The organism is Paraburkholderia kururiensis (genome assembly GCF_034424375.1).
GTDB lineage: Bacteria > Pseudomonadota > Gammaproteobacteria > Burkholderiales > Burkholderiaceae > Paraburkholderia > Paraburkholderia kururiensis_A.
This window is the reverse complement of record NZ_CP139965.1, coordinates 1,849,480-1,866,803: the sequence shown is the minus strand read 5'-3', so window position 1 is coordinate 1,866,803 and position 17,324 is coordinate 1,849,480. Positions and strand designations below refer to the sequence as shown.

The following is a 17,324-nucleotide window of genomic DNA, read 5'->3' as shown; positions in this document are numbered from 1 at the left end:
GCCGTTGCCCCAACAAGTTGCCAGATGACTGAGGCCGTTCACCCGCGCTGCCGTCCTTGCGAAATGGAGGCAGGCAGGCGCGCCCATGCAGACGAGCTTTGCATGCGGGTAGGGGTCGGTTTCTGACGCAGGTCAACGGCCTCCATAGGGCATCCACAAGGCCTCGTTTCGCTTCTCGCGAAGAGCGTCCCTGGCGCGCCGCATGTTCGGGACACGCGGCAGCGAGCGACCCGCATTGCACGACCCCGCCGCCGGCCCGACGCCATGCCGCCCATGGAAAGGTCTGTTGCGCCGCCGGGCCGGTTGACTGAAATCAAGCGGACCCGAGCGCCGACCCGCTATCGTGAAAAGGCCCGCGCGCGGCCTTCGCGCGCACCGAAAACCACTGTCACGCACAACGGAGTGGGACATGAGCCAGAAGCAACTCCTGACGTACAAGCCGGCGCCTGCCACGCAGCCGCCGAAGCCGCAAGGCGAAACCCCGCCGGTCATCGAGCTGCCCCAGCCCGACCTGCGTTCGGGTGTGCCGCTCATGGCGGCGCTCTCGCTTCGCGCGAGCACGCGCGAGTTCGCGCCTACGGCGCTTACGCCCGCCCTCCTCGGCGACCTGCTGTGGGCTGCGGACGGCGTGAACCGCCCGCTCACGGGCGGGCGCACAGCGCCCTCGGCGCACGCGTTCAACGAGGTGGATATCTACGCGGCGCTGCCCAACGGCGTGTACCGCTACGAGGCGACGCAACACCGGCTGGTGCTCAAGCACGCCGTGGACGCGCGCAACATGACGGGTTATCAGGACTTCGTGGGCGCGGCACCGCTCGACCTGGTCTACGTGATCCGCATGTCGGCGCTGCTCAGCATGCCGCAGTCGCAGCGCGAAACGTTCGCCGCCGTGGCCGCGGGCGCCATCGCGCAGAACGTGTCGCTGTATTGCGCCTCCGCGGGCCTCGCCACGGTGGTGCGCGGCTGGATCAACCATCGGCTGCTTTCCGATGCGTTGAGCCTCAACGAAGACGAGTTGCCGATTCTCGCGCAGACCGTGGGCTTGCCCGCCACGCCGCCCGCGCGTTGAGGCCGGGAACCGGCGCAGGGTCGCGCGGCCCCGCACCGGTTCAAGCCGCATTCACGCGATGTTCAAGCGGTCTCGAACACATGCCGGAACATCTGCACGAATTCGTCGAAACGCTCGCGTGCGAGGCTGTTGATGCCGCCCGCGGCCATGCGTCCGCCGCCGGTCGCGAAGCCCCGGCACAACCGGTCTGCGCCGTAGGGAAAACCGACGGGCGCGCGCACGCTCACCGTGAAGTCGCCGCGCTGCGTCGCGGAAAGCACCGCATGGGCCCGCTGCGGCTCCGCGTTCGCCAGCGCATTCGCGAACGCGCCTCGAACGCGCCGCGACCACGCCGCGTCGGGCAGCACATAGACGCTGCCGCAGGGCAGCTCCGCCGCGGGCCGCTGCTGATGCGCGAGCGCCATGTCGCGGCGCCGGCTGTCGGCCAGCTGCTCCACGAGCGAAGAGGCCGCAATGAATTCGAACGGATCGGCGTAGGGACGCACGGCACGATAGAGCGCGGCCGGCGGCACGATGAGATCGGCCTCGCCGTCGCCGTAGGCGTTGTAGTTCATGGCCTCGCCGAGTTCGCGCAACTGCTGCTCGTCGCGCTGGGCGAGCCGGCTCTGCACAGCGAACGCGTGGGCGGGCCCCACGAGGTTGTCGCCAAACGCGCCCGCAATGGCCCACAGGCGGTGCCGGCCGTGCAGGTGACGGTCCACGATCAGACTGGTGCACACGTCCGGGGCCGGATCGATGTGCGCCGAAAGCGCCGCGTGCGCCGGCACGGTGCCTGCGTAGTGATGATCGAAGAACTCTACGTCCACGCCGCGGTCGAGCAGCGCGACGAGCGGCGCACGGTTCGCATCGAGCGAAACGTCGAGCACGGTAACGGAATCGCCCGCAGCGGCCGCAGCTTCGACGCGCCGCAGCAGCGCCACGTCGCGCTTGGGGCCGGTGACGAGCGTGGACTCCATCGGCTGCGCGAGCCTCAGCTGATGGAGCGCACAGATACCGTCGGCATCGCCGTTGAATACATCGAAGTGCTTCATGAAGAGAGGCGCATCCGGTCAGGAAATGCAGGAAGGCGAATCAAGAGAGGCAAGCTTCATGATGGACCAGACTGACCTGAAATTGTTCGCGCTCGGCGGCACGCGCGAGTTCGGCGCGCGCGTGGCGGCGCATCTGGGCATCGCATTGAGCGAACACGAAGAGCGTGCGTTCGAAGACGGCGAGCACAAGACGCGCCCGCTCGTGAACGTGCGCGGCAGCGACGTCTATGTCGTGCACTCGCTCTACGGCGACGCGCACGAAACCGTCAACGACAAGCTGTGCCGCCTCCTGTTCTTTCTCGGCGCCTTGAAAGACGCGTCGGCGGCGCGGGTCTGCGCGGTCGTGCCCTATCTCGCCTACGCGCGCAAAGACCGCAAGTCGCAGCCGCGCGATCCCGTCACCACGCGTTACGTGGCGCAGTTGTTCGAAGCGGTGGGCACGGACCGCATCGTCACGCTCGACGTGCACAACCTCGCCGCGTGGCAGAACGCGTTCCGCAGTTGCCGCACGGAGCATCTGGAGGCCAACGGTCTCTTCGCCGCGTGGTTCGCCTCGCGTCTTGCGAACGAAGACGTCGTGGTGGTCTCGCCGGACGCCGGCGGCATCCGCCGCGCCGAAGACTTCCGGCTGCGGCTCGCGGCGCGCCTCGGCAAGCCCGTGGAAGCGGCCTTCGCGGGCAAACTGCGCGCGGGCGGCGTGGTGACGGGCAAGCCTGTCGTGGGCGACGTGAACGGGCGCTGCGCGGTGATCGTCGACGACCTGATCAGCACCGGCACCACGCTCGCGCACGTCGCCGCGGATTGCCGGGCGCTGGGTGCACGAACGGTGTACGCGGCAGCCACGCACGGCTTGTTCATCGGCGCGGCAGCTCAGGTGTTGGGTGGGGCAGCGCCGGCTCGCGAGCACGATCGCGCGCGTGCGCCGAACGAAACGGCAGCTGCTTACGGCGACGCCTGCACCGCAGCGGCACTCGCGCAGATCGTCGTTGCCGACACCGTGCCGCCGTGGCGCGTACCGCCCGGTGCGCTCCTCGACAAGCTCACCGTACTCGATACCGCCCCGCTCTTCGCCGAGGCCATCGCGCGCATTCACACGGGCGGCTCGATCGTGGAGTTGCTGCAGCACTGAGGCGGCTCCGCGAACGCGCGCGCACCGCGCTGCGCGTGCAGTTGCGCGAGTTCGAGGTATTGCGCCGCGCGCTCGCGCCAATGCAGCGCCGCCTGCGCCCCCGACCGAAACGCACGCTCGCGCAGGTGCCACGCCGCCAGCCGCGCGCGCACCGCGCCGCGGTAGCTTTGGTAAAAGTTCACGAGCGCCATATCGACGCGCGCGCCGCGCGTCTCCCCATATACCTCGCCGTACGCCTTGAGCAACGCTCGCGCAAACACGGGCGCGCCCAGCCGCTCGCACTCGAGCGCGAGATAGCCGATCTCGTCGAGCACGTCGAGCGTTCGCAGCTGCTGCGAAAACTCGAGGCAATCGATCACGGCAACCGGCTGCGCGAGGCACACGTGCTCGGGCCGCAGATCGCCGTGTCCTTCCACCACCCAGCCGCCGCGCACGCGCTCGTCGAAGCGCGCGGCGTGTGTTTCCAGCATCGCGCGCTGTTGCGTGCAGAGCGCCGCCACGTCGCCCGCGGGCAGGCCGAATGCGGGCTTGCAGAGTTCGCGCTCGTTTTCGTCGATGCCTTCGCGCAGCATGCCGCGGTACGTCTGCGGTGTCCACGGCGCCGCCGGCAACGAGCGATGAAACGCGGCGAGCCGTTCCGCGATGTTTCGCGCATCGCGCGCGGTCGCGGTCTGGTGGGCAAGTGCCCAGTCGAGCATCTGGTCCGCACGCAGGCGCTTCATCTTCACGAGCCAGTCCACCACGGCGCCTTCGCCGCCGGGACGCAGTACCCCCTCGGCGTCGAGCGTGAGCGGCACCACGCGCTGATAGACGCCGTTCGCGAGCCGCCGGTTGAGCCGCAACTCTTCCTCGCAGAAGTGGCGGCGCGACTCCAGCGTGCGGAAATCGAGCTGCTCGTAGCGCACGGGCTTCTTGAGCTTCCACGCGTGCCCGTTCGTGAGAAAAACCCACGACATATGGGTCTCGATGCACTGCACGGCCTGCGGCCCCTCGGGCCACGCGGCCGGATCGCGCAGCCGTTCCACCTTCGCGTCGAGCGTCAGGGTGGCGGGGACGCTGGGCTTTCGTGGTCTCGTCATGATGGGACGGCGGCTGGCGTCAGACGACACGCGTCATGAAGGCGCACGGCGCCTGCCCGGCTCACGAAGCGGCAGCGCGGCATGCGGGCCACGTCAGCTCCGCGGCAGGGGCACGGCATCGGCAGCCGCTTGCGGCCCAGCGTCGGCGTGAGCACTCGACCCAGCACTCATGGCCGCTCCATGCCTGCGCCCCTTGCCCATCGTGCGCGCGAGCAGCGGCCGCAACTGCGCGAGCGTGCGCGTGTTCAGCACGTCGCGTTTCGTGAGCCAGCCACGCCGCGCCTCGCCGATGCCGGTATCGAGGTGGCGAAAGTCGTCGGTACTGTGCGCGTCGGTGTTGATGGAAACGAGCACGCCCATGCGCGCGGCCTCGCGGCACGCGAGGTCTTCGAGATCGAGCCGCTGCGGCTGCGCGTTGAGTTCCAGGTAGCAGCCGCGTTCGTGCGCATGCGCGATCACGCGCGCGAGGTCCAGATCGCAGGCGTCGCGTTCGCCGATCAGCCGCCCCGTGGGGTGCGCGAGGATCGTGAAGTGCGGATGGTCCATTGCGCGCAGCACGCGTGCCGTTTGCGCCTCGCGCGACAGATTGAAGTGGCTGTGCACGGCGCCCACCACGAGGTCGAGCCGCGCGAGCACGTCGTCGGGCAGATCGAGCCGGCCGTCTTCCAGGATGTCCACCTCGATGCCCTTGAGCAGCACGATGCCGTCGAGCGTCTCGTTCAGCCGATCGATCTCGTCGATCTGCTGCGCGAGGCGCGCGGCGTCCAGGCCGTGCGCCACGCCGAGGCGCTGGGAATGGTCCGTGATCGCGAGGTAGTCGAGGCCGCGTTCGCGCGCCGCGAGTGCCATCTCGCGCAGGCTGTTGCGGCCGTCCGTGGCGTTCGTGTGCGCGTGCAGGTCGCCGCGCAGGTCCTTGCGTTCCACCAGCGCGGGCAGCCGGTCTTCGCGCGCCGCGTCGATCTCGCCGCGGTCCTCGCGCAGTTCGGGCGGCACCCACGTCAGCCCGATCGCCGCATAGACCGACTCTTCCGTCGTGCCCGCCACACGGCGCTCACCGCGAAACACGCCGTACTCGTTGATCTTCAACTCGCGGTCCTGCGCGATGCGGCGCATGGCAATGTTGTGCGCCTTCGACCCCGTGAAGTACACGAGCGCCGCGCCGAAGCATTCGGGCGCCACCACGCGCAGATCCACCTGGAGCCCGCACTTCAGCACGATGCTGGAGCGCGTCTCGCCGCTCGCCAGCACCTGCGCCACTTCGTCGTAATGCACGAAGCGCGCCGTGACCGCAGCCGGCTGACGCGTGGTGACGAGGATGTCGAGATCGCCCACCGTTTCGCGCATGCGCCGAAAGCTGCCGGCCGCCACGGCCTGCACGACGCCGGGCGTGGCGCGCAGATACGCGAGCAGCGGTGCGAGATATTGCGCCGCGAACGACAGCAGGAACCGCCGCTCGCGATGCTGGAGCCGTTTGGCGAGCGCTTGCGCGATATGCGCCTCGGTCTTCTCGCCGAAGCCCGGCAGCTTGCGGATGGCGCCCGACTGCGCGGCTTCGCGAAGCTGTTCGAGGGTATCCACATGCAACGCGTCGTGGAGCATGCGCACGCGTTTGGGCCCGAGTCCCGGCACGTCGAGCAGTTCCACGATGGCGGGCGGCAATTCCTTTCTCAGCCGCTCAAGCAGCGCGCAGGAGCCCGTAGCGGCAATCTCGCGCAGCTTCGCGGCAAGGTCCGTGCCGATGGCGGGAATATCGTCGAGCGCTTCGCCCTGCCCGATCATCTGGGCCACGTCGCGTCCGTAGCCGCCCACCGTGCGCGCCGCGTTGCGGTAAGCGCGCACGCGAAACGGATTCGCGGCTTCGATTTCGAGCAGGTCCGCGATCTCGGAAAACACCGCGGCGAAATCGGCGTTATGGACCGGCATGGTGCGGCTCGTTCGGGGCGGCGGTCATGGCGGGCTCGGAAACGGGCGCGTTCGCGGCGGAGTGGCTTTCCGGTTCCTCACCGGCACTCCCGCTCGCCGCTTCGTCCACTGTTTTGCTCACCGCCTTGTTCGCCGCTTCGTGAATTGCTTCATGCGCTACTTCACGAGCCGCTTCATGAGCCCCTTCTTCGTTCGCAATCAGCCGCAGCAACGTGTCGTGGTCGAGCACTTCCTGTTCGAGCAGCCGCTGCGCGATTCTCTCCAGCGCATCGCGCCGCGCCATCAACGTGCGCATCACGCGTTCGTGCGACTCGGCGAGCAGGCGCCGCACTTCCTCGTCGATCAATTGCGCCGTGCTTTCGCTGCAACGCTCGCCCGACACGCCAGACGCAAACGGGGACGGCGCATTGCCGTCGGCGTCGCCGAAGGTCGCGAGGCCAATGCGCTCGCTCATGCCGTAGCGCGCCACCATGTGGCGCGCCATCGCGGTGGCGCGCTCCAGATCGTTTTCGGCACCCGTGGAGACGTCGCCGAACGCGATCTCTTCAGCCACGCGGCCGCCCAGCAGCGCATCGAGCCGGTCCAGCAGTTCGCTTCGGCGCAGCACGTAGCGGTCTTCCGTGGGCACCTGCTGCGTGTAGCCGAGCGCCGCCACGCCGCGCGGAATGATGGACACCTTCTTCACGGGGTCGCAATGCTCGCGGCTTTGCGCGACGAGCGCGTGGCCCGCTTCGTGGTGCGCGATGATGATCTTCTCGTGCTCGTTCATCACGCGGCTCTTGCGTTCCATGCCGGCCATGGCGCGGTCGATGGCTTCGTCGAAGTCCGCCATTTCCACCGCCGGCTTTTCCAGCTCCGCGGCGTGCAGCGCCGCTTCGTTCACGACGTTGGCGAGGTCCGCGCCCACGAAGCCCGGCGTGCGCGCGGCGAGTTCGCCCAGATCGACGTCCGCGGCCAGTTTCACGTGCTTCACGTGGACCGCGAGAATCTGGCGGCGCCCCGTCACGTCGGGGCGGTCGATGGCGATGTGACGGTCGAATCGCCCCGGACGCAGCAACGCCGGGTCGAGTATCTCGGGCCGGTTGGTGGCGGCCATGATGATGACGCCCGAGTTCGGCTGGAAGCCGTCCATCTCCACGAGCAACTGGTTGAGCGTCTGCTCGCGCTCGTCGTTACCCGAGGTCACGCCTGCGCCGCGCACCTTGCCGAGCGCATCGAGTTCGTCGATGAACACGATGCACGGCGCCTTCTGCTGCGCCTGCTCGAAGAGGTCGCGCACGCGTGCGGCGCCCACGCCCACGAACATCTCCACGAACGCCGAGCCGCTGATCGAGAAAAACGGCACCGCTGCCTCGCCCGCTACGGCCTTGGCCAGCAGCGTCTTGCCGGTGCCGGGCGCGCCCACGATCAGCACGCCCTTCGGAATCTTGCCGCCGAGGCGCCGGTAGCGTTCGGGGTTGCAGAGGAACGCGACGATCTGCTGAAGCTCGGCCTTGGCTTCGTCGATGCCGGCGATGTCGTCGAACGTGATGCCGGTTTCCTTCTGCACGTAGACGCGCGGCTTGCTCTTGCCGATGCCCGTGAAGTCCTGCAGGCCGCCCGGCCGGCGCATGAGCAGACTCCAGAACAGGAAGAAGCCCACGAGCGGCAGCACCCACGAGAGTAGCGAGCCGAGCCAGGTACTCTCGGCCACGCCGCGATAGCGGATGCCCGCGGCCGTGAGGTTGTCGATCAGATGGTCGTCGGGCACGCGCGTGGTGGAAAAGCGCCACGGCGCGCCGCCTTCCTTGACCGCGGCGGCGTCGGATGCGGGCAATGCGGCCGCCGCGTCCGGCATGCGCAAGGTGCCCGCGATCGTCGTCGGACCGATTTCAAGGTCTTGCACCTGGGCGGACGCCACGAGCCGGTGAAAGTCGCTGTAGGCAATCGTCGTGCTCGTGGTCTTCAGCATGAGCAGTTGCACGATGACGATCGCGACGAACGTCATCGTGATGAGCACGCCCGTGTAGTCGTTTTTCTTTTCCATGGACCTCTGCCGTTTTTCGCGCGCCTCGTTGCGGTGGTCTCGTTGCGATGCCTATTTACCCGTCGAGCCGCGCGACCACGTGCCGCGCAACAGCGCTTCGTTCTCGCCGTAGCTCATGGTGAGCTGGCCCTGGTGAGCCCGGAGCATCGCTTCGCCCAGCCGTCGCACCAGATGCGGGCCCGTGGTGCGCACCACCACCTGGCCGTCGCCGGAATCGATGGCCATGATGCGTTCGAGCGGATGCTCCTTTTCCTCGCCCGCGGCCTGATTGTGCAAGAGGCCCAGCACGTCGTCGACGTGAGCCTGCAGGTAGTCGCCGGAGAGCACGAGTTCGCCCGCGGGCACGCCCTCCAGAATGCGGCGGCACGCGGGGCAGACGATCTGGCGCGCGTCGTCCGCGGCGGCGTGCCAGGTCCAGCGGCCGTTTTCGCAGGTCGCGCCGCACTGGCTGCAACTCGTGCCGCCCGCCACGCGCTTCGGTTGACGGTAACTGTCGTCGGTGCGGGCGCCGGGTTGATGGTCGCGGCGCATTTTCGTGCCGCCGGGTTCAGTGGAACGGGTCATGATGTGTGTCCTCTTTCTCTATGCTGCTTCGGATATCCGCGTTGGTATCGGCTTGCTGATTGCCTTGCTGATCGGGCTTCTGATCGGCTTGCCGATGAGCTTGCGCATCTGCTTCGATACCGGCGTTGATGCCCTCGTTGACCAGCCGTCCGATGGCGGCCAGGAAAACCGCTGCCCGTGCGCGTCACGCCACGCTGAGATGGTCGACCACGGAGCGCACACCTCTTGCCGACCACGCCGCCCCGCACGCCGCGCGCTTTTCGGCGAGCGAAGTCACGGTGCCGGTAAGCGTGACGATGCCGTCGCGCGCGTCGATGGCAATGCCTGCGAATTCGCGTTGCGCGCGCCGCGCGAGCGCCGCGGCGATCTGCGCGCCCACGTCCGCGGCGGCTTCGTTCGCGCGCACGGCGATCTGGTTCATCACGCCCACCACGCCGCGCATACGCGAAACGAGCATTTCGGCCGCATGGCGCTGGTAGCCCCAGTCGACTTCGCCCGTGAGCGTGACGCAGCCGCGCTCCACTTCGACCTGGATGGAGTCTTCGTCCAGCCCTTCCTGCCACTTCAATGCCGAGACGATGGCCTGCGCCAGCGCCTCGTCGGAACGCGCGCCCGGCGGCGGCTCCGGCACGTCGAGTTCGAGCACGAGCGCGCGGCAGCCGCCCACGCGCTGCGCGGCCTTCTGTGCCGCGATCTTTTGCGCGCAGCTCGACACCGAACCGCGCAGCGTGACGATGCGGTCATGAACCGCAACTTCGATGTTGCGCGCGTCGAGCGCGGGGTCCCAATACAGCTCCTGTTCGACGTCCTGCTTGAGTGTTGCGTCGGACTTCATGAGGCGTCTCCTGCACGGTGAAGTGCACGTGAAGAAAGAGAAAGGCGCGAGAAATACGGAAGAAATGCGTGAGACATGTGCGAGACATGGCCTCCAGCATCGCGCACACGCCCCGGCAAATGTTGATACCGATCAAGCGCGCGCCACCCTGGACAAAGGCCCGCGCAACGCGAATGACGGGCTGGCTGCGCCGCACGCGCAGCCACGACGGGGCGCGCGCGGCCGCAAGCCGCTTGTGGCGCGCACGTAACCGTTTTCACGGGGGCAGACCCGCTTGACTCAGATCAAGCCAGCAAGGCCTCTGGACGGGTCGAATACGTCCAACGCAGCGAAATGCGGCCTCGTGCCGCTTGCCCGATAGCGATCGAGCCGCACCGGCCACTGATGAGCGCAGGCACCGCACGAGTACGCAGAAGCGCGCACAAACGCGCACGAGCGCGCAGCAACACCGACACATCGACTGAACATCGACGAACCATCGACGGAACGGCGGGTACAGGCAAAGAACGGGCAGAGGCTTCAATGCAACATTTTTTCGGACGGGGGTGGCGTATGTTTGCGGCAGGTATTGGCTGGACCACCTGCATGGCCTGGGCCGGAGGCGCAGGCGGCGCGCCGTCGGGTAGCGCGCCGGACCCGCAGGGCACACGGGAAGTCGCGATTCTCGTTTATCACCGCTTCGCCGAAACGGCTGAAGATTCCATGACGGTGCGCACGCAAACCTTTGAGGCGCAACTGCGCTTCCTGCGCGAGCACGGCTATCAGTTCGTGCCTTTGCGCGACGTGGTAGCGTGGCTGCGCGCCCAGCGCGAGGAGGCCGACGGTGCGGACGCGAATGCCCCTGCGAGCGCTGCGGCGAGCGCATCTGCGAATGTAGCCGCGGATGTAGCCGCGAGTGCGCCCGCCGGCGCACGCACGAGCGCACGAACAAGCGCACCCGTCACGCTGCCGCTCAAGGCCGTGGCGCTCACGGTGGACGACGGCCACCATTCCGTCTACGACGTGATGCTGCCCATCGTGCAGCGCGAGCATCTGCCCGTCACGCTGTTCGTTTATCCGAGCGCCGTGTCCAACGCGCCGTATGCGCTCACGTGGAACCAGCTGCGCACGCTGCACGACACGGGTCTCTTCGACGTGCAGTCGCACACGTGGTGGCATCCGAACTTCAACGTCGAGCGTCGTCGCCAGGCACCGGAGGAGTTCCGTCGCTTCGTGCTCACGCAGTTCAGGCATTCGCGCGAGCGCATAGAGGCCGAGGTGGGCACGGACGTGGACATGCTCGCCTGGCCGTTCGGCGTCTATGACGAGGAACTCATGACGCTTGCCCGCGAGGCGGGCTATCAGGCGGCCTTCACGCTGGAGGCGCACAAGGTGACGCCCCGCGCGCGCATGCTTGCCATGCCGCGCTTCCTGATGGTGGATGCCTGCACGCCCGCCGTGCTCGCGCGGCTGCTGGGCGAAACGGTGACGCCCGCGGTGCCGTCCGGGGAGTCCGCACGATGAGGGCCCAGCGCGCAGGTGTGCTGGGCTGGATGCGCGTGGTGGCCGCGCGGAGCTTCATCGCCGTGGCCGGCGCCTTGCCGTCCCTCGCGCTCGCCGCGACGGCGGCGATCAGCGGCGTCGTGATCGACGCCTCCACGCACGCGCCCGTGCCCGGCGCGACCGTGACCGTGGGCGGCGTCTCGCAACACACCGACGCGAACGGCGCGTTTTCGAGCACGCTCGCCGCGCCCCTCGTCGAGGCGCGCGCGCCCGGCTATCTGCGCGGCCAGGCCGCCTCGGCCGGCGGCGCACCGGTGACCATCGCGCTCACGCCGTTCCGGCCGCGCGCGGTCTACCTCTCGGTGTACGGCGTGAACAACGAAACGCTGCGCGAAGGCGCGGTGCGCCTCAAGGAGAGCAACGGCATCAACGCGCTCGTGATCGACATGAAAGGCGATCGCGGCCTCACGCCCTACCCGAGCGCCGCGCGCGACGCGATCGGCGCCACCGCGCAGCTCACCGAGCACGCGCCCATCCGACGCGACTTCGCCGCGCTCGTCGCGCAGCTGCACGAGCAGGGCTTCTATCTGATCGCTCGCATCGTGGTGTTCAAGGACGATCCGCTCGCGAGCGCCCACCCCGAACTCGCGGTGCGCGACGAAAGCGGCCACGTGTGGCGCGACCGCGAACATCTGCAGTGGGTGGATCCGTCCTCGCACGCGGTGTGGGCGCACAACCTCGACGTGGCGGAGGAAGCCGCGCGGCTCGGCTTCGACGAAGTGCAGTTCGACTACGTGCGCTTTCCCGACGCAAGCGGCCTGCGCTTTGCCGAGCCCAACACGCAGGCGAACCGCACGGCGGCCATCGTCGGCTTTCTGCAGGCCGCGCGGGCGCGCCTTGCGCCCTACAACGTGTTCGTGGCCGCGGACATCTTCGGCTACGTCTGCTGGAATACCGACGACACCGCGATCGGCCAGCAGCTCGAACTGCTGGGCGGCCCGCTCGACTACATCTCGCCCATGCTCTACCCGTCCGGCTTCACCTGGGGCCTGCCGGGCTGCACGAAGCCGACCGCGGACCCGGGGCAGATCGTGCGACGGTCGCTGGCCGAAGCGAAGGCGCGCACGGGCCTGCCGGGCGTACGCTTCCGACCGTGGCTCCAGGCGTTTCGCGACTACGCGTTCGACCACCGCGAATTCGGCGCCGACGAAGTGCGCGCCCAGACCGACGCCGCCGACGGCGCGGACACCGACGGCTGGATGCTATGGAACCCGCGCAATCACTACGATCCGGCGCAGTTGCCGCATTGAGCGGGGTGGGCGTGCGACGGGACACGAGTGCCTCGCCATGGCGCGCGCGGCGAGGCATTGCGGCGATGGCGGCGGCGCTCGTGAAGCGCCTGGCGCTCGTGTCATTCGCCGCGCTGTGGATGCTGACAAGCGTGAGCCAGGCCGAGACCCAGGGTGAGAACCTGACCGAGGCTCAAACGGGCAACGCCGCCCCGCCCGCGACCACCGCGACACCTGAAGCCGCGTCGCCCACGCTCACCGCATCGGCTGCTTCCCCGGCCGACTTCGACGCCACCGCCCGCGCCCAGCTTGCGCAGATCGTCGCGGGCCAGATCGCCGCGCATCGCCTGCCCGGCGCAGTGGTCGTGGCCGGCGACGCCACGCACGTCGCGCTGCATGAAACCTACGGTGACCGCATGGTCGCGCCTGAGCGCGAGCCCATGACCGAAGACACCGTGTTCGATCTCGCCTCGCTCACCAAAGTAATCGCCACGACGACCGCGGTCATGCAGTTGGTCGAGCGCGGGCGGCTCGAACTCGATCAGCCCGTTGCGCATTACTGGCCCGCGTTCGCCGCGGGCGGCAAAGACGCCATCACCGTGCGGCAATTGCTCACGCACACCTCGGGGCTGCCGCCCGACCCGCCGCTGCCCGCGCCCTCTGCACCGGAGGAAGCCCGCGCCGCGCTGCTGCGCGGCATCGCGGCGAGCACGCCAACTGCGCCGCCCGGCGAACGCGTGATCTACAGCGACATCAACTTCATCGTGCTCGGCGAACTGGTGGCGCGCGTGTCGGGCATGCCGCTCGACGCGTGGTGCCGCGCGCACGTCTTCGCGCCGCTCGGCATGCGCGACACGATGTTCCTGCCCGACGCGGCGCACACCGCTCGCGCCGCGCCCACTACGCTGGACCGTGCGGGCCTGCGGCGCGGACGCGTCCACGATCCCATCGCCGCGCGCGCCGGCGGCGTGCTGGGCCACGCCGGACTGTTCTCCACCGCCGCGGACCTCGCCCGCTTCGCGCAAATGCTGCTGAACGGCGGCCAGCTCGAAGGCGCACGCATCCTCACGCCGCAAAGCGTAGCCGCGATGGCCACACCGGACACGCTGGGCGCGGCCGGGTCGTGGCGCGGCCTCGGCTGGGAAACGGGCGCGCCGCTCGTCGCCAACCGCGACCGGCTGCCCGCCGTGGGCACGCTCACGCACACCGGCTACACGGGCACCGCGCTCTGGATCGACCTGGCCACGGGCCGTTTCGTTGTGATCCTGACCAACCGCGTGCACCCCGACGACAGCGGCGACGCCCGGCCGCTGCGCGACCAGATCACGTCGCTGATGGCGAGCCGCCATGCGCCGCTCTCCGCCGCCGCGCTCGCGCGCCGCGTGCCGTGGGCGGCGCCGGCACTGGCGTTCGCGGCCGTGCTGCCGGCGTCGTACGGCCCCGTGGCGACCGGCATCGACGTGCTCGAAGCCCAGCAGTTCGCGCCGCTTGCCGGTTTCAACGTGGGGCTCGTCACGAACCACACGGGCTTCGACGCGCAGGGCCACCGCACCGTCGACGTGCTGGCGCACGCGCCCGGCATGCGGCTCGTGGCACTCTTCGCGCCCGAGCACGGCCTCTCCACGGACGTGGACGAACCCGTCGCCGACACGCGCGACGCCGCCACGGGGCTCGTCGTTCACAGCCTGTACGGACGCGGCCAGCGCTTCGCGCCGGAATCGCTCGACGGCGTGAGCGCGCTCGTCTTCGACTTGCAGGACGCGGGCGTGCGCTTCTTCACCTACGAGACCACGCTCGGCTACGCGCTGGAAGCCGCGGCCGCGCGCGGCATTCCGCTGTTCGTGCTGGACCGTCCGGACCCGCAGGGCGCGGACCGCTTCGGCGGCCCCGTGCTGGATGCCGGGCGCGAGTCGTTCACGGGCTACTTTCCGCTGCCGCTGCTGCCCGGCCTGACCGTGGGCGAACTGGCCGCGCTCTTCAACGCGGAACGGCACATCGGCGCCGACGTGCGCGTGATTCCGATGACGGGCTACGCGCGCTCCATGCGACCCGCGGACACAGGCCTCGGCTGGGTGCCGCCGTCGCCGAATCTGCGCACGCCCGCGCAGCTCGACCTGTACCCCGACGTGGCGTTGCTGGAAGGCGCGAACGTGAGCGTGGGGCGCGGCACGGCGCATCCGTTCGAATGGATCGGCGCGCCGTGGATGGATGGGGCGAAGCTCGCAGCCACCTTGAATGCGGCGCAGGCGGACGTCCGCTTCGAGCCCGTCGACTTCGTGCCCACCGAATCGCGCTGGCACGGCACGTTGTGCCACGGCGTGCGCGTGGTGAAGGCGAACCCAACGCGCGAGCCCGTGCGCGTGGGCCTCACGCTGATCGCCACGCTCCATGCGCTCTGGCCCGAGACTTTCGATCTGACCGCGACGCGCGACGCAGTGGGTTCGACGCTCGTCTCCGATGCATTACGCGACGGCGCCGTGGATACTGCCGCCACCATCGCGGCTGCCGACAGCGCGCGTTTTCGCCGCGTGCGGGCACGCTATCTGCGCTACTGAACCGAACCCCGCCTATCATGACGACGCCCCGCCGCCCGCCTGTGCCTCGTTCCACGCGCTCACTTCGTCGACGCACAAGCACGCGCCTCGCGCGGCACGAAGCGCGTGCCGTAGACGCCGCCCTGCGTCGCGCCGCCACGTATCGGCACCCGGCGGGGCGCATCCGGCGCGTCGAGACGCACATCTCCGTGATCTATCTGGCGGGCCGTTTCGCCTACAAGCGCATGAAGCCCGTGAACTTCGGCTTCGTGGATTTCCGCTCGCTCGCCGACCGGCTGCGTTGCTGCAAGGCCGAGTTGAAGCTGAACCGGCCGCTCGCCGGACCGCTCTATCGCGCAGTGATGCCGGTGGTGCGCGCGGGACATCGGTGTGTGCTGGGGGACGGCCCCGGACGCATCGTCGACTACGTGGTGCAGATGCGCCGCTTCGACGAGGCGCACCTGTTTTCGAAGCTCGTCGCACGACACGCGCTGCGCGCTGCCGACGTGGACCGCGCCGTGGACCGGCTCGCCGCTTATCACCTGCATGCCCCGCGCCGGTCGCCGCGCGCCGGCTACGGCGGCGCAGAGCGGCTGCGCGCGCAGATCGAGGCAGTGCTGCCGCCGCGGATCGACTTGCCAGATAGACCAACCGGGTCAAGCGAACCGCACGAGCCGCGCCGCCCCGCGCTGCACGCGTGGATCGACAGCCAGTTCGAGCGCCTCGCGCCGCTGCTGGATGCGCGCCGCGCGGCGGGCTTCGTGCGCGCGTGTCACGGCGACCTGCACCTCGACAACGTGGTGCGCCACGGCGGCGACGCGCTGATGTTCGACTGCATCGAGTTCAACGACGCGCTGCGCTGGAACGACGTCGCGAACGATCTGGCCTTCTTCCTGATGGACCTCGAAGCACATGGCCGCGCCGACCTTGCACGACGCGCGCTGGACCGCTGGCTTCAGGCCACGGGCGACTTCGCCGCACTGGCCGCGATGCCGCTCTACCTTGCCTACCGCGCGCTCGTGCGGGCGATGGTGGCACGGCTCAAGGCGCAGACGGTGCGTGCTTCGAGCGACGGCCAACGGCAACGGATGGGCGCGTCGGCCGCACCGGACTACGCCGCGCTGGCCATGCGCATGACCGCGCCGCGCCGGCCGTTTCTGCTGCTTTGCCACGGCTATTCGGGCTCGGGCAAGTCCGTGGCGAGCCGCGCGCTCGCCCGACTGAGCGGCGCAATTCGCGTGGCCAGCGACACGGAGCGCAAGCGCGCGCGTCCGCTCTCGCCCGTCGTCGAACGAGTGTTGCCGCCCAGCGCCTACACGCCCGCGGCCATCGACGCCGAATACGCGCACCTGCTCCAGATCGCCGGACAGATTCTCGCGGCAGGCTACCCCGCGCTGGTCGATGCCACGTTCCTCAAGCACGCGCATCGCGCGCCGTTTGTCGCGCTCGCGCAGAAGTTGGGTGTGTCGGTGGTCCTGCTCGACTTCGCGGCAAGCCGCGCGTGTCTGCAAGCGCGCGTGACCGGGCGTTCGGCAACGGGACGCGATGCGTCCGATGCGGGTGTGGCCGTTCTCGCGACCCAGCTTGCGCAAGCGGAGCCGTTCACGGCCGATGAAGCGGCACTCGTCGTGCGTTTCGACACGGAAGTCCAGCAGGCGTGCTTCGAGACCGCCGAATGGTGGGCGCCGCTTTTTGCGCGCTTACGGGCGATGACTGGCGCCGAGCCGTGCGCGGTAAGCGCGGGCGGTGTGCCGTCGGGTTCCGGCGCGCAGGGCGGCGGCTCAAGCGAATGACAGCCGTGCGCTGAAGCCGTCGCGCGACAGCATTGCCGAAAGCCGCGCCTTCACCCCTGCGACTCGTAGAAGCGGAAATAGCCGCTATGCAGCAGCACGGGCTTCGCGCCCAGTTCGCCGAGGAGCGTCCGCGCCGCGCGTTCGATGGCCGGCCGGTTCGCGTCGAACGCCCGGATCAGGTCTTCCTCGCGCGGCGACGCCGCACCGAAGTGATCTTCGAGCGCCTCGGCCGTGATCGCGCACTGCACATAGGTGTCGTCCACGACGGCAGGGAACGTGAGAACGAGATCACGTCCGGAGTACTGGGGGGGCTCGGGAGAAAAGGAAATCTGCATGATCGCGGCCTGTGGTAGCGGGCTGTTCGGACGGGACTGCCGGGGTTGCGGGAAGGCGTGCAGCGAGGTTCCGGCGGGTTCCGACATGAGCCGCGGCGCGCCCTCGCACGCGGTGGCCCTTGAATCAGCATAGGGGGCACCTGCGGAGCACGCTTGACCTGAGTCAAGCGGGGCGGGAGCGAACGAGGTGGGTCGGGGCCATTGCGTCCATTACGGCGATTACGGCCGTTAGGTC

General features: G+C 69.2%; 13 protein-coding genes. 6 read left to right on the top strand and 7 right to left on the bottom strand.

Features of this window, described 5'->3' with window-relative positions:
- Positions 1-409 precede the first annotated feature (409 nt).
- Complete coding sequence (locus tag U0042_RS08385) at positions 410-1,069, top strand: nitroreductase family protein (protein WP_114810551.1); 660 nt, start codon at positions 410-412, stop codon at positions 1,067-1,069.
- 62 nt (positions 1,070-1,131) lie between these two features.
- Here U0042_RS08385 and U0042_RS08380 read toward each other — a convergent pair whose 3' ends face one another.
- Positions 1,132-2,100, bottom strand: a complete 969-nt coding sequence (locus U0042_RS08380; protein WP_114810550.1) for an acetyltransferase — start codon at positions 2,098-2,100, stop codon at positions 1,132-1,134.
- Positions 2,101-2,161: 61 nt separating this feature from the next.
- Between U0042_RS08380 and U0042_RS08375 the strand changes: the two genes are divergently transcribed.
- Positions 2,162-3,229 carry a ribose-phosphate diphosphokinase gene (locus U0042_RS08375; protein ID WP_114810709.1) on the top strand — a complete coding sequence of 356 codons (1,068 nt, stop codon included), beginning with the start codon at positions 2,162-2,164 and terminating at the stop codon, positions 3,227-3,229.
- On the opposite strand, the gene U0042_RS08370 is transcribed toward U0042_RS08375, so the two are convergent.
- The 5 genes from U0042_RS08370 to U0042_RS08350 all read right to left on the bottom strand — a co-directional run bounded on the left by U0042_RS08370 (position 3,190) and on the right by U0042_RS08350 (position 9,656).
- Complete coding sequence (locus U0042_RS08370) at positions 3,190-4,308, bottom strand: hypothetical protein (protein ID WP_114810549.1); 1,119 nt, start codon at positions 4,306-4,308, stop codon at positions 3,190-3,192. The genes U0042_RS08375 and U0042_RS08370 overlap by 40 nt on opposite strands.
- A 93-nt stretch (positions 4,309-4,401) precedes the next feature.
- The gene (gene polX / locus U0042_RS08365; RefSeq protein WP_114810548.1) at positions 4,402-6,231 is read right to left on the bottom strand and encodes a DNA polymerase/3'-5' exonuclease PolX; all 1,830 of its coding nucleotides are present in this window, start codon (positions 6,229-6,231) and stop codon (positions 4,402-4,404) included.
- Entirely contained in the window at positions 6,218-8,218 is a 2,001-nt protein-coding gene (ftsH, locus tag U0042_RS08360) for an ATP-dependent zinc metalloprotease FtsH (protein WP_419150522.1), read from the bottom strand. Before ftsH ends, polX begins: the two co-directional genes overlap by 14 nt.
- 90 nt (positions 8,219-8,308) lie before the next feature.
- Complete coding sequence (locus U0042_RS08355; RefSeq protein WP_114810546.1) at positions 8,309-8,821, bottom strand: BCAM0308 family protein; 513 nt, start codon at positions 8,819-8,821, stop codon at positions 8,309-8,311.
- Between the two features lie 184 nt (positions 8,822-9,005).
- Positions 9,006-9,656, bottom strand: a complete 651-nt coding sequence (locus U0042_RS08350; protein WP_114810545.1) for a BON domain-containing protein — start codon at positions 9,654-9,656, stop codon at positions 9,006-9,008.
- A gap of 585 nt (positions 9,657-10,241) precedes the next feature.
- Here U0042_RS08350 and U0042_RS08345 point away from each other — a divergent pair.
- The 4 genes from U0042_RS08345 (at position 10,242) to U0042_RS08330 (ending at position 16,754) form a co-directional block, all read left to right on the top strand.
- Entirely contained in the window at positions 10,242-11,159 is a 918-nt protein-coding gene (locus tag U0042_RS08345) for a polysaccharide deacetylase family protein (RefSeq protein ID WP_114810544.1), read from the top strand.
- Positions 11,156-12,448, top strand: coding sequence for a putative glycoside hydrolase (locus U0042_RS08340; protein ID WP_232833328.1), 1,293 nt, complete (start codon positions 11,156-11,158; stop codon positions 12,446-12,448). The genes U0042_RS08345 and U0042_RS08340 overlap by 4 nt, the downstream gene beginning before the upstream one ends.
- Before the next feature lie 65 nt (positions 12,449-12,513).
- Positions 12,514-14,982: a serine hydrolase gene (locus U0042_RS08335; protein ID WP_114810543.1), complete on the top strand. Its 2,469-nt coding sequence runs from the start codon at positions 12,514-12,516 to the stop codon at positions 14,980-14,982.
- A gap of 17 nt (positions 14,983-14,999) precedes the next feature.
- Positions 15,000-16,754, top strand: a complete 1,755-nt coding sequence (locus U0042_RS08330) for an AAA family ATPase (protein ID WP_114810542.1) — start codon at positions 15,000-15,002, stop codon at positions 16,752-16,754.
- Positions 16,755-16,804: 50 nt separating this feature from the next.
- Here the strand turns inward: U0042_RS08330 and U0042_RS08325 are convergent, their stop codons facing one another.
- Positions 16,805-17,089, bottom strand: coding sequence for a DUF1488 domain-containing protein (locus U0042_RS08325; protein ID WP_114810541.1), 285 nt, complete (start codon positions 17,087-17,089; stop codon positions 16,805-16,807).
- Between the last annotated feature and the right edge of the window lie 235 nt (positions 17,090-17,324).

What these genes read in the sequence shown, in the direction of transcription:
- U0042_RS08375 (WP_114810709.1), top strand. Translation starts at nt 2,162, where the DNA reads ATGGACCAGACTGACCTGAAATTGTTCGCGCTCGGCGGCACGCGCGAG.
- U0042_RS08370 (WP_114810549.1), bottom strand. Translation starts at nt 4,308, where the DNA reads ATGACGAGACCACGAAAGCCCAGCGTCCCCGCCACCCTGACGCTCGAC.
- U0042_RS08335 (WP_114810543.1), top strand. Translation starts at nt 12,514, where the DNA reads ATGGCGGCGGCGCTCGTGAAGCGCCTGGCGCTCGTGTCATTCGCCGCG.
- U0042_RS08355 (WP_114810546.1), bottom strand. Translation starts at nt 8,821, where the DNA reads ATGACCCGTTCCACTGAACCCGGCGGCACGAAAATGCGCCGCGACCAT.
- U0042_RS08385 (WP_114810551.1), top strand. Translation starts at nt 410, where the DNA reads ATGAGCCAGAAGCAACTCCTGACGTACAAGCCGGCGCCTGCCACGCAG.
- U0042_RS08340 (WP_232833328.1), top strand. Translation starts at nt 11,156, where the DNA reads ATGAGGGCCCAGCGCGCAGGTGTGCTGGGCTGGATGCGCGTGGTGGCC.
- U0042_RS08345 (WP_114810544.1), top strand. Translation starts at nt 10,242, where the DNA reads ATGGCCTGGGCCGGAGGCGCAGGCGGCGCGCCGTCGGGTAGCGCGCCG.
- ftsH (WP_419150522.1), bottom strand. Translation starts at nt 8,218, where the DNA reads ATGACGTTCGTCGCGATCGTCATCGTGCAACTGCTCATGCTGAAGACC.
- polX (WP_114810548.1), bottom strand. Translation starts at nt 6,231, where the DNA reads ATGCCGGTCCATAACGCCGATTTCGCCGCGGTGTTTTCCGAGATCGCG.
- U0042_RS08380 (WP_114810550.1), bottom strand. Translation starts at nt 2,100, where the DNA reads ATGAAGCACTTCGATGTATTCAACGGCGATGCCGACGGTATCTGTGCG.
- U0042_RS08325 (WP_114810541.1), bottom strand. Translation starts at nt 17,089, where the DNA reads ATGCAGATTTCCTTTTCTCCCGAGCCCCCCCAGTACTCCGGACGTGAT.
- U0042_RS08350 (WP_114810545.1), bottom strand. Translation starts at nt 9,656, where the DNA reads ATGAAGTCCGACGCAACACTCAAGCAGGACGTCGAACAGGAGCTGTAT.
- U0042_RS08330 (WP_114810542.1), top strand. Translation starts at nt 15,000, where the DNA reads ATGACGACGCCCCGCCGCCCGCCTGTGCCTCGTTCCACGCGCTCACTT.